This window comes from Paenibacillus sp. P4_A9 (assembly GCF_056402415.1).
Genome location: NZ_JBFUHL010000003.1, coordinates 257529 through 269436, shown reverse-complemented (window position 1 = coordinate 269436; position 11908 = coordinate 257529). Strand labels below are relative to the sequence as shown.

13 protein-coding genes are annotated in these 11908 nt (G+C 48.4%); 1 reads left to right on the top strand and 12 read right to left on the bottom strand.

Annotated features, from left to right (window positions below):
• Window positions 1–23: 23 nt before the first annotated feature.
• The 4 genes from AC1DVJ_RS05120 to AC1DVJ_RS05105 all read right to left on the bottom strand — a co-directional run bounded on the left by AC1DVJ_RS05120 (window position 24) and on the right by AC1DVJ_RS05105 (window position 2928).
• Entirely contained in the window at window positions 24–566 is a 543-nt protein-coding gene (locus AC1DVJ_RS05120) for a GNAT family N-acetyltransferase (RefSeq protein WP_477588880.1), read from the bottom strand.
• 50 nt (window positions 567–616) lie between these two features.
• The gene (locus tag AC1DVJ_RS05115) at window positions 617–1816 is read right to left on the bottom strand and encodes an ATP-binding protein (protein WP_477588878.1); all 1200 of its coding nucleotides are present in this window, start codon (window positions 1814–1816) and stop codon (window positions 617–619) included.
• 132 nt (window positions 1817–1948) lie between these two features.
• A complete protein-coding gene (locus AC1DVJ_RS05110; protein WP_477588877.1) occupies window positions 1949–2374 on the bottom strand; it encodes a GTP pyrophosphokinase in 426 nt (141 codons plus the stop codon).
• Window positions 2375–2457: 83 nt separating this feature from the next.
• A complete protein-coding gene (locus AC1DVJ_RS05105) occupies window positions 2458–2928 on the bottom strand; it encodes a GNAT family N-acetyltransferase (protein ID WP_477588875.1) in 471 nt (156 codons plus the stop codon).
• Window positions 2929–3056: 128 nt separating this feature from the next.
• Here AC1DVJ_RS05105 and AC1DVJ_RS05100 point away from each other — a divergent pair, with 128 nt between their 5' ends.
• Window positions 3057–3776 carry a hypothetical protein gene (locus AC1DVJ_RS05100; protein WP_477588874.1) on the top strand — a complete coding sequence of 240 codons (720 nt, stop codon included), beginning with the start codon at window positions 3057–3059 and terminating at the stop codon, window positions 3774–3776.
• Between the two features lie 71 nt (window positions 3777–3847).
• Here the strand turns inward: AC1DVJ_RS05100 and AC1DVJ_RS05095 are convergent, their stop codons facing one another.
• The 8 genes from AC1DVJ_RS05095 to AC1DVJ_RS05060 all read right to left on the bottom strand — a co-directional run bounded on the left by AC1DVJ_RS05095 (window position 3848) and on the right by AC1DVJ_RS05060 (window position 11904).
• On the bottom strand, window positions 3848–4369 hold the full coding sequence (locus tag AC1DVJ_RS05095) for a YbjN domain-containing protein (RefSeq protein ID WP_477588873.1): 522 nt from the start codon (window positions 4367–4369) through the stop codon (window positions 3848–3850).
• A gap of 14 nt (window positions 4370–4383) precedes the next feature.
• The gene (locus AC1DVJ_RS05090) at window positions 4384–4554 is read right to left on the bottom strand and encodes a hypothetical protein (RefSeq protein ID WP_477588871.1); all 171 of its coding nucleotides are present in this window, start codon (window positions 4552–4554) and stop codon (window positions 4384–4386) included.
• 190 nt (window positions 4555–4744) lie between these two features.
• Window positions 4745–5581, bottom strand: coding sequence for a tetratricopeptide repeat protein (locus AC1DVJ_RS05085; RefSeq protein ID WP_477588870.1), 837 nt, complete (start codon window positions 5579–5581; stop codon window positions 4745–4747).
• A 150-nt stretch (window positions 5582–5731) separates the two neighbouring features.
• Window positions 5732–6913 carry an anhydro-N-acetylmuramic acid kinase gene (locus tag AC1DVJ_RS05080; protein ID WP_477588869.1) on the bottom strand — a complete coding sequence of 394 codons (1182 nt, stop codon included), beginning with the start codon at window positions 6911–6913 and terminating at the stop codon, window positions 5732–5734.
• The gene (locus tag AC1DVJ_RS05075; protein WP_477588868.1) at window positions 6891–7892 is read right to left on the bottom strand and encodes a GNAT family N-acetyltransferase; all 1002 of its coding nucleotides are present in this window, start codon (window positions 7890–7892) and stop codon (window positions 6891–6893) included. The genes AC1DVJ_RS05080 and AC1DVJ_RS05075 overlap by 23 nt, the downstream gene beginning before the upstream one ends.
• Before the next feature lie 16 nt (window positions 7893–7908).
• Window positions 7909–8979 carry a serine hydrolase domain-containing protein gene (locus AC1DVJ_RS05070; RefSeq protein WP_477588866.1) on the bottom strand — a complete coding sequence of 357 codons (1071 nt, stop codon included), beginning with the start codon at window positions 8977–8979 and terminating at the stop codon, window positions 7909–7911.
• Window positions 8980–9340: 361 nt separating this feature from the next.
• Window positions 9341–10975: a beta-N-acetylhexosaminidase gene (gene nagZ, locus AC1DVJ_RS05065; protein ID WP_477588864.1), complete on the bottom strand. Its 1635-nt coding sequence runs from the start codon at window positions 10973–10975 to the stop codon at window positions 9341–9343.
• Window positions 10976–10989: 14 nt separating this feature from the next.
• The gene (locus AC1DVJ_RS05060; protein ID WP_477588863.1) at window positions 10990–11904 is read right to left on the bottom strand and encodes an N-acetylglucosamine kinase; all 915 of its coding nucleotides are present in this window, start codon (window positions 11902–11904) and stop codon (window positions 10990–10992) included.
• Between the last annotated feature and the right edge of the window lie 4 nt (window positions 11905–11908).

Here is an 11908-nt window from a genome sequence, read left to right as displayed (position 1 = left end):
CCTGCTTATTTCCCTTTATAGATTTAACCCTGCCTCCACTCACGCTTTAGCATGCCATACACAATAAGGTCGATGTAATGATCGTATAGCCACGCGGAATCGCGAATTTGACCTTCCCTCGTAAACCCTAACTTTTCCGGAATGGCTTGACTCTTAAAGTTGTTTTCCCCACATCTAATTTCAACTCTGTTCAAGCCAAGCTCGTTAAACGAATAGTCTACCAGCCGTTGAGTGGCTCGCGTCATGATACCATGACCTTGAAAGCCTTCCCCTAACCAATAACCAAGACTAGCGCAATGATTTGCCCAATTAATCGGGTGAAATCCGATACAGCCTGCGAACTCCCCTCTGAACCAAATGCCAGCTGTGAAGCCATTATTGGATGCCTCTTGATTTTGACAGTGCTGTATAAAAGCTATGGAATGCTCGCTATTCTGCGTCGCATCCACCCATGGCAACCATTCTCTCAGGTACGCTCGACAGCTTTCGGTTAGTGCAAATAAGGCTTCGGCATCCTTCGGTTCGAGTGTTTTGAGTGTAAGGTCTGCGTCAATTGCTATGATCATATAATCTCCTCCTCATACGTCTGCAAGGATAACTTAACCCTCTCAGTATACTACAGAGCCGCCATCAATCGTTGTCGCTCCTCTGAACCTACGAGATGGATCAGGTGCGCAATCACTTTCTTCTGTTCCGGATTCAATCTAGCAAATACCTTAGGTTCCGCATGACACAATTCACGAATCGCAGCTTCTAGCTCGTCCCGGCGGCTCGCCGCCTCAGGATCACCTGTGAACGCTGGAAACGCCTTCGCTTCAGCAAATTCCTTGATGACGGCATCGGATAATTTCCGCAAATAGGGCTTCCTTTTCTCACTAATAAACGTGCCCAGCTCATCTATCAGAAATTGAAAGGCATCGCTTTTTCGACTCGCACCGAATGTAAACGACTGCTGTCCGCTAGGATCTTCACTACTAAAATCAAACTGATCAAATAGCTTACTCTGAATATATAAACTATGGTAAAAGGAATCCCCTTTATTGTTAAACGTCGTTGGCTGTTTATGCTGCTCTTTCTGCTTCGAATCGATAAAATAGAGCTTCGAATATTCATGATTCATCCGATCTTCCCAACGAATATACGTGATGCGAAATTTCGTTTGGGACATCGGATGAACGGATGTAAAGGTCTCTTTTTCCGCAATCAAGCTAGCGTAGTCCAACGGTTCACCATTAATACGAATAGCGAAGGGCTTGTCCGCATGCAGCTCCAAGAACCATCCAAATTCTCTGCTCAGAAATGCCAGAAAATCCTCAACCACGAACTCCTTGATGATATTGTTAAACGTGACAATCGTCCCTCTGTCCTTATCCGTTAAATCAGGCTTCGTCACGTGATAGGCATCCAACCTTTTGGCATGAATGTGAATGTTATACGTGTTTTTGAGCAGGAGACCGTCCTCATACGTAGTTTGCCAAATGGCCTCAGAAGCAAAATGGTGGAAGGTTAAGCGACCTATCCCATTTTTACCGTGCATAGCTGAGGTCGTTCTGCCCCGTTTATCAGGATCCACACCCTTCTCGGATTCATAAAAAGGCGTAAACTTCCCCTCTAAATCTTTGAGCTTAATGCCATAGCCATTGTCTGCAATCACGATTTGATCTACACCGTCGAGGATGTTTTTATGAAGAGTTATGTCTACCGCCGTAGCCTCAGCGTCGAAACCGTTCCAAATGTATTCGGCAATAGCTTGCAAATAATCAAACTTACGAAGCGCTTTTTCGATACCTTTTGAGGATATTTTTATGTTGTTCATGGCGATCAACCCTTTCTTCATATAGTCAGCTCGTACTCATACACTTATCATATGGCAAAAAGCACATTTCGTATGTCGATTGGTGTCCTCTCGCTACAAGTGTTTTTCGACAAAAAAACTGACACCCGGGTGTCAGCTTCCAAATTTCAATTCAGCTATCGCTTTTTTGTATGTATCGATTCTTTCATAGTCTTGGCGGGTCGGATGTTCAATTCGACTCAGATCACAATTATCTTCCAAGTCCAAGAGCTTCACAGACGAGGCTAATGGATTTACTTTGATTCTCTTAATGAATCCTTCGTAGGATTCATCTGGCCTTCTAGTAAGGCAATCCAGCGCTTCAAGGATGGGTAAGCTAAAGCCTTCTTTTTTCAAATCAAATAGGGTAAATGTCGAATCCTCCACAACATCATGTAACACAGCAACTATCGTCTGTTCCGTAGTTTTCGCCATACTAGCTAATCGGATTGGATGCAAAATGTAGGGGTTTCCCCCTTTATCGACCTGACCATCATGTGCCTTAGCCGCTATTAAAATTGCTTTCGTTATAGTGCTCATGGATGTCTCCCTCTCACATGGATCGTGAAATAGCTTTTCACCATTTATAGCATAACTCTCGATTTTTGGATAGTTGCTTCCTACTAGAGATCCTTGACCATTCGCCAGACAGGATTAGGTTGATCCTCCTCTTTTTCCAATACGCGAAAGCCACATTTCTCGTACAAATGCAGAGCCCGCAGATTCGTCGGCGCCACTCGTAAATGATAGGATTTTACGGCATATTTCTCAAAGAAACCTTCCGCATACGCGATTAACTGTCGTCCGTAACCTTTCCCTCTGTATGACGGAATCAGGTAGAACAAGTTGGCATAGCCGATATAGCTGCCCTCATGAAGAACAATTTGAAGCTCCAATTGACCAATAGTTTGTCCATCTTCTTCGATCAGCACGAGTCCGTCTGGAAATCGTAAAGCGCGAGCTGCAATCCTTCTGACATATTCGTCCTCATCACCGAAACCTTCTTCACTTCCGAAGCTTATGACATAGGAATCTTTACGAAACGCAATAATCGTTGCACGATCCTTCTCCACATCAATCGTTCTAAATTTCATATAGCGCCTCCTATTGTCATTCTATCTGCAAATTTTAAGCTGATTTTCAGGTTGTTTTCTCTATTATTTCATAATATCATCGTATAATGACAACGTGGACTAAAAAAATAGGAGTGATACATACACGTATGAATATGAGAAAACTAACCGGCATATGCATCCTCATCCCAATTCTGCTTGCAGGATGCGGGAATCAATCTGACACCCAAACCGCAGCGGCAGACACCTCGCAGCCAGTACAGCAAACGGAGAAGGCAGCGGGTGACGGCCAACAAAACAACCAACAAAACCGCCCTGCTATGGATCCAGCGCAGAGACAGCTCTTCAGTACTTTCCAAATGCTGATGATGCTGGATAGAGCGGATGGGTTGACCATCACGAAGGAGCAAGCGCAAGCTATGCTGCCTGTCGCTCAGGATATCGTCACGAAAAATGAGCTCAGCGATGACAATAAAACCAAGCTGCTTGCCAAGCTGACAGATGCACAGAAGGCATTCCTGACAGATGCAGAGTCACGTATGACTAATCGCGGGAATGGTGGCAACGGTGGTCCTAACGGACAAGGTAATTCCGGACAGAATGGCCAGGGCCCTGGCAATCGGAATGGCGGTTCAGGCGATGCAGGCAAGGCTCAGAAGCCAGATGCTTCCGCTCAACCTAAAGCAGACGGTACAGGAAATGGTCAGCAAGCTGGCGGCCAAAGACCGAATGGTGGTGCCGGCGGCGGTAATGCCAATGGCGGAGGCCAAAATGGCGGAGGCTTCGGTGGCGGTAATCGCCCTGCAGGCGGGCAAATGGGAGACTTAGGAAAGCAGTTTGTTGAACTGCTGCAAAACAAGGTGAAATAAGTCGAATATTTCCGAGGAAATGAAGAAGACCTCCAATACCACAATGTGTGGGTTGGAGGTCTTTCACTTTACTATGATCTTAAGGCCTGAATAACCTGCTCTGCATTCGCTTCACCGGTGGCAACCTGCTCAATGTGCTCTGCAAACATATCACACATGTATACGTAAAGGGTAAGAATCTCCAGCACTTCGTCACTTTCAAACGTACGCGAAGCCGATAGGCTGTACACATAGCGGTAATGGATCTCGCCTTCCTCGTTAACACCAAAATGACCTATTGGCAAGCGCGTATTAATTTCTAGTAATAGCGCGGCTACGCCTTCACGAGCACCTGCTTCGAGATGAAACGGCAGTGTACTGTAGATTTGCAGCAGTTGAATAGCAACAATTTCGTCATCATTCAACGGTAAGAAGCTAAAGTGAAGGAATCGATCTCGCCCTTTACTGTCCTCTTGAAACCCTGCCATTAGTACATGCAGCGGAATAGCTTCGGATTTTTCTAATAAATTCGTGGCAAGCTCTGCTTCATCTAAAATTTCTTTCAATTGCCCTAACTGCGCCAAATGACGCGCATGTGCAAGCTCTGTCAGCATGTCTGTTCAATCTCCTATTCTCTCTTGCCCATCGCTTCAACAATGGCGCTTTTCAGCTTAACTGGATCGTTCTCGAACTGATACAAGGCTTTAAGGCTGATACCAGCTGCTTCTACGAAGCTCTCTACTTGTTTGTATCGCGTAACTACAGCTGCGTCAGTTTCGTTATATACGGGGAGCTTCATGAACATATTTGGTTATACTTACGGACCTGACAGCCTCTATTACATGAAATATGGACAGTTTCGATTTCTAACGGACACATGGGGCGCTATTTACTCGTTTGTGTGTCCTAATGTACCTTTCGAAAGAAAATAACGGCTTTAGTGTCCGTTAAGAGGGGCTTGGGGGCTTGGGGGCTTGTGCCACTTCAACCTACTCCACTTTCACTTGATCAACCTCATCGTCACCTAATTGACTAGCGAATAACTCAATATCCTCCTTGGTTAAAGGGGTAACGAGCGCAAGCTCCTTGGACCGCGCCGTATCAAGCTGCACCCGCGCTTCCTTCGTTCGACCGAGTTTATGCAGCGTTTGTGCATAGAAATAATAGGACTCCGCGTGCTTAGGCGTTTTCGCGATCACCTTGGTGTACATCTCATCTGCTTCATCCAGACGACCGAGCATATAATAGTTTTGCGCCAAGTTATCCATAATGGTCAGATCGTTGTCATTATAGTCATAGGCCTCGAGATTATAGGTAAGCGCTGCCTCTAAGTCCCCATGCAAGATTTGGAAATAACCATAATTCCCATAAACCAGCGTATTCTTGACCGACTGCGCTAACTCCTGCAACATGCTGAAAGCCTCGTCCCTTTTGTTCTGCAGCCAGTATACCGTTGCCACGTTGAGCTTCGCTTGCATACGAATTTCCGAAGCATTCGACTTCTGCAGGACCTCTTCGAACATTTGTTCAGCCTTGCTAAGATCACCTGTTTTCATTAACAAATAGCCATAACCAATCTGCTGTTTCGGCAGAAAGGCTTTGGAAAGATACGCTTTTTCCATCCAAACCAACGCTTGTTCACGATCACCCTTCATATAGGCCAGATTGCCCCTCTGAGCATACAAGGCAGATCGGTTCACATAAACGAAATAACCTAGGATACCCACGATCGCAGCTACTCCCACTAGCCAATTAACCTTAAACCCCATGAAAATCACGACAAGCACAACAATAATTTTAAGAATACTTCTAAGGATAGGCGGCATGCATATAACTCTCCTTTTCAAACTCTAGTAAGTTAGACACATTGTACCAAAAAACGAGACACTTCTCCTAACTGAAATAAACGGCTACACATTTCAAAAAAAAGACCGAAATACCATCTGCTGTTCAGATGACCTCAGTCTCATTAAATCCTACGGCAAAGCTAATTTTCCCATGATCGTCTGTCTTTCCGCTCCCGTCGCTGCAGGAACATTGTTCGGCTCACCTTGGATGAATGCATTGCCTAACAAGGCAAATAGCATCGCTTCCTTCGCATCGGCTGATATGCCGAGCTCGTCTGAGGTGAGAATGGTCTGCTCTGGCAGCAGCTCACCAAGCATGCTAAGAAGCGTGCGATTATGAGCCCCGCCTCCACTAACAATCACTTCCGCAATGTCACACTGTGGCAAAATAAAATCCTGATATCCATGAGCAATGCTGTGTGCGGTAAAAGCTGTCGCGGTCGCAACGATATCCTCCTGTGGAAGACCTCGTTCCAAAGCGGATGTCAGCCATGCCGCGACATAGCCTTTTCCGAATATTTCGCGCCCTGTCGTTTTGGGAGGCGGTTCTTGAAAGTATGGATGTGCGAGCATGTCCGTTAGCAATTCCTCATGCACCTTGCCTTTAGCTGCCCAATCTCCATTGGCATCGTACGACATTCGTCCCTCGGATAGCTCGTACACCACTTGATCCATGATCATGTTTCCCGGACCGGTGTCAAAGGCAATGATCCCGCTGTCACCAACTGGGATGGCTGTGCAATTCCCGATACCGCCTATATTTTGAAGGATCCGTCCTTTGTTCGCGTCCCTGAAAAGCAGATAGTCACCGTATGGAACAAGCGGCGCGCCTTGCCCGCCAACGGCGATATCCGCTGTCCTGAAATCACCAACGACAGGTCTGCCGGTCCGTTTGGAAATGACAGACAAATCCCCAATTTGCAGCGTTGATTTGGGCAGAAAACGATCCACTTCATCCGCTACAGGGATGTGCCAAATCGTCTGCCCATGCGAGGAGATGAGATCGATGTCCGCCATCTGCATGTTCGCCGCAGCCACTGTTTGTATAACTGCATCTGAGAAACGCTCTGCTACGGCGAAATTCATGCCGCATACTTGCGCAACATCGGAATGTTCGATGGTGCACAACAGCTTGAGTTTCTCCCGAATTTCGTCTTCGTAAGGAATGCTTTCAAAGTGAAGCAACTCGATTCTCGTATCCGCTCCGCGTCCCTCCATGCGGACGATGGCCACATCGATACCATCAAGTGAAGTGCCGGACATAATCCCTGCAATGGTCAGTGATGTTTTATTCAGAAGTGTTCGAAGCAAGACGATTCATCTCCTTGGTTTCTACTACCTTTGAATAAGAATCATAGGATTTCCACACTCGGTAATTCAGTTTTTCGTAAAAAGCTACAAGCGTTGTCCAATCGATGACGATCTTTTGGATACTGCGTTCTCTGAGGAAATGAACACCTGCCTGAACAACCGCCAGCCCATAACCTCTCCCTCGATACGCAGCGTCGACACCTAGAGGACCAATCCCTCCTAGCTCATCCTCAAATAACGGCGACCAATATACGTTCTGAGCGATGATTGGCGATGAACTGTCGTTAATCCGGCAAAAACCAATAATTTGGCCTTCCGTTTCGACCACAACAAACTCGCGCCCCGTCCCCCCGAGCTCAAAATAGCGAATAGCTTCATATTCCCATCGTCCTGGATAGCAGCGCCTGAAAAAAGCAAGCAGCTCGTTCTTCTCATGACTCTCCAACAGCCGATACGAAACCCCTTCCTGTTTAGGCAATTCGCAGTCTGAGTTTTCGTCATAAAGTGCCAGCAGATCATTTTCCACACGATTGTCGTCCTTATAGCCCTTAGATTCGAGCCATGTGCGTACTTCAGGGTATACTTTAGGGATTCCTGGGAAGTAGTGCCACGGATCGCGACCGATCAGGATTTTCTGAACGCCATGCTCCAAAAGAGCCGTTTCAGCCCGTTTCAGCAGCTCGCTTCCAATGCCACGATTGCGAAAATCCCGATTAACCAGCAGAACCTGAATCCAGCCCGCACCAGCTCCCAATACGAAATCTCTATGCTCCTGCCACAACTTTGCAACGATAAAACCAACTACTTTCCCGGATACCGCTTCAACAGCAATCCAAGAACCGCTCTTTGATACGTTGACATCGACAAAGCTGTTTTGCCTGAGCAGTTGTTCTTGCATCGGAAACTGATCGCCAAGCTCTCGGTTCCACAGAAGGCATAATTCGGTCAGTCGATCCTCCGATAATGGTACATAGTTCATTCGAATACCTCCAAAACTAGTCTGATTGAGAAAGAATGAGATTGTGCAGCCTCGGCCGAATCCGCAAGATGTGTTCCGTTCGACCGAAATGAACCCGATTGGTGAGCAATATGATTTGCAAATCCCGCTCAGGATCGAACAAAAGACTAGTACCTGTAAACCCAGTATGCCCGAATGATTGCTCGGATACATAGTCACCGCCGAACCAGAAGCTTCTCGGATTTCTAAGTGACCAACCGAGACCTCGGAATTCTTGGTCATACGGCGTAAAGTTACGGGATGACAGCTGGGAGGCTGCCCTAGAAAGAATGCGCCTCCCTTTAAAGACGCCTTTCTGCCGAATCATTTCAGCATAATTCGCCAGATCGTGAACCGTCGAGAATAACCCCGCGTGACCGCTTACGCCATGCATAAGCTCCGCTTTTTCATCGTGAACAACGCCTGACTTGTACGCTTGACGATGTTCCGCAAACTCAGTTACCGCATAGCGCGTATCTTCGAAGGTCGGACGAAAACCAGTTTCCGACATCTCCAGCGGTTCATAGATCTCCCTTTTGAGATATGTATCGAACGCTTCATCAGTCACGGATTCAATGATAAGGTAGAGCAATATCATACCAATATCGCTATACACAACCTGTGACCCTGGGGGATGAAGCGGCCGTTCGTTTAAGATAAGATCGACCAGCTTATCCCGGGATAGATGCATCATCCCTCTTATGCCCGGAATATCTGCCTTAAGCCCTGAGGAATGTGTAAGCAGATGAACGATTCGGATGGGTTCACCTTGCATTAGACGAAATTGCGGCAGAAAGACTCCGATCGGATCCGCCAAAGAAACTTTACCTTGATCCATTAACTGAAGCACCGCTGGCAGCGTTGCAACAACTTTGGTCAGCGAAGCCAAGTCAAAAACCGTGTCTGTTCTCATCGGAGCAGCTTCTGGATACATGACGCGATTCCCAAAAGCACGCTTCAGCAGTTCCTTCCCATTTTGAGCTATGTAAAGTACTGCACCAGGTAGATGTCCTTCAGCTATTTCATGTTCGATGAATGTGCTAATCTTGGCGAAGTCCAAATTGGACATATCGTGCTGAGCTCCCTCCAAGTAAGTTAGTCGAAAAATTGACTTACAAGCCTTCAGTAGCCCTGACGCGCTCCTGTAAGTCGAAATATTCGACTTGCAAGACTCCAATAGCCCTGGCGCGTTCCTGTAAGTCGAAATATTAGACTTGCAAGACTCCAATAGCCCTGACGCGTTCCTGTAAGTCGAAATATTCGACTTGCAAGACTCCAATAGCCCTGGCGCGCTCCTGTTAGTCGAAATATTCGACTTGCAAGACTCCAATAGCCCTGACGCGCTCCTGTTAGTCGAAATATTCGACTTGCAAGACTCCAATTAGTCTGGCGCGCTCCTGTAAGTCGAAATAATCGACTTGCAGCTTCCATTATTGTCCGCCTTCCCATCTCCAGCCTGCAGGATAGTCAGCGCCAAGCGATACCGGCAAGCGGCCTTGCGGTGTCACAATTCCGAGCAGAGCACGCGCCGTACTATTTAGCGCTAACGGTCGGCTTTCATAAGCCGCGATGAACGTCGCTACGTCTGGGAACTCCAGCAGGTCGTACGGCACGCGCAGCGCGACAACGACCAGCGGCTTGCCGAGCGCTTGCAGTTCGCGCACCAGCTCGACCTGCGCAGGATGGAATCGGGCGTTATACGTCCCGATGACGATCTGCTCCGCGGCTTCCGCATCCGCAAGCACCGCTGCGCGGAGCTCATTCACCTCCGCAAGCGGAAGCACGCGATCGATCACGTCCAAGCCGTGCTCAGCCAGCGCAGCCCCCAAACTCGCGACGCCCGCATAGGCTTCGTCGACGCCCGACGAAACGGCTGCGGCCACGGTGACCGCTAGCGTCCGAACGCGCGGTAGCGGAAGCAACTGCTGCTCGTCCTTGACGAGCGTAATGCTCGCTTCGCTGAGGCGCTCCGCGACTGCACAATGCGCCGCGGTTCCGACCTCCTGCGCAGCTGTCGCGCTAGGCTGCTCCGCGATCACGCCGCGTCGCGCTTTCAGCGCAAGCAGACGGCGGACCGAAGCATCGATTTGCGCTTCGGCGATACGCCCTTCGCGCACAGCTTGCTCGATCGCCGCAATGGCACCAACCTGGAGGTCGCGGCGGTGGCTGATCAACACGAGATCAGCACCTGCTTCAACCGCCATGACAGCCGCAACAACCGTACCGTAATGCTCAGAGATCGCATTCATCTCCATGCAATCGGTCATGATGACGCCCTCATAACCAAGCTCCTCACGAAGCAGTCCAGTGAGAACAGCCTTGGAAAGTGTAACAGGCAGCTTGCTAGACTCTAAAGCTGGGAAGTAAATATGTGAGGACATGATTGCATCGACACCATTTTGAATGGCTTCTACAAAAGGTACAAGCTCAACAGCGCGAATCCGCTCTTCATCATGTGTAATCGTTGGCAAATCCAGATGTGAGTCCGTATTTGTATCCCCATGACCAGGAAAATGTTTGGCAGTTGCTACGACATTCGCATCCTGGAAGCCGCGCACGGCTTGGCTGCCATACTTCGCGACTAGCTCCGGCGACTCGCCAAACGACCGCACACCAATGACCGGATTATCCGGATTGTTGTTCACATCCAGATCCGGTGCAAAGTTCAAATTGATACCGAGCGAGCGCAGCTCCTTACCCGAAATAAGGGCCGCTTCATAAGCTCCTTCTGGACCTTCTGGACCGGCAGCCAATGCCATAGACCCAGGCATAAGGGCAACCCCATCGGTAATGCGGGCCACCATGCCACCCTCTTGATCGATGGAAATCCACAGCGGCACCGTACCGTTACGCTCCGCGATAGCCTGCAGACTGCCAGATAGCTCAGCAACCTGCTTGGTATTCTGTACATTCCGTGCAAAATAAATAACACCGCCGATACGCTGTTCCGCGATTAGTGCTTCCAGCGATGCAGACGGTTCCGTGCCTTCAAATCCGCAAAGAATCATCTGTCCGATTTTCTCCTGCAGCGACATCTCATGAATTTCTCTCATCTTTACTACCATCCCTCGTCACATAATCACTGCAAACGGTTCAGCGCCATTAGTGCGGCACCGCTAGCGGCATCTCTCTTTGGTGTTATACAGGTCATAGCTGGATAACGTTCTTTTAGCAAATCAATAAAAGCTGTCTGTATAAAGCTATTCTTCAGCAAAGCGCTCCCAGCTATCGCCAGAGTTCCATCCTGCATCGACAGTTTTTCCGCTACGGGGACGACCAGTTCGAGCAACGAACGAGCACTTTTGTCGGCAATAGCAAGTGCAGCTTCATCTCCAAGCTCGCAAGCTTTCGATAAAATAGGCGCCAGTGCAGCGATATCCTTCTTATTGGTCTGTTTATCATAGACAAACCCGATGATTTGTTGAATGGATGTCATACCTAACTGCTCAAACACCATCTTCGCAATCACCGTCTCCGATAAACGTCCATCATGAGCACGTACGACTGCTGAAAGCAGGTCCCTCCCTATGCTGTAGCCGCTGCCCTCATCATCGATGAGATAGCCGTAGCCGCCAGCACGATGCGTGTCACCAGCTTCATTTTTGCCGTAACAAATCGAACCTGTCCCTGCGATCAGAATGATCCCAAGTTCTCTGTTATGCGCGCCGCAAAGCGCAGTATCTTGATCTCCGGTTATGATCAGCCCACCCTCATAGCCGCATGCCCGAACACTGGATTCCAAACGAGTCGTAACCGTTGGATTGCTGATGCCAGCCGCCCCAATGCACACTTGTTCGCAATGAATTAGCCCATTGCATACACTAGCAATCATACGAAAGATCTCCTCTAGACTGGCCCCAACACTCGCCTCGTCCTGGCCATTATAGTTAATGGCTCCCGATGTAAACGTGTGGACGACGTTACCGCTCTCATCGACGATGGTTACTGCGGTTTTCGTACCTCCGCCATCTAGTCCCACTGCATATTTCTTCATATAC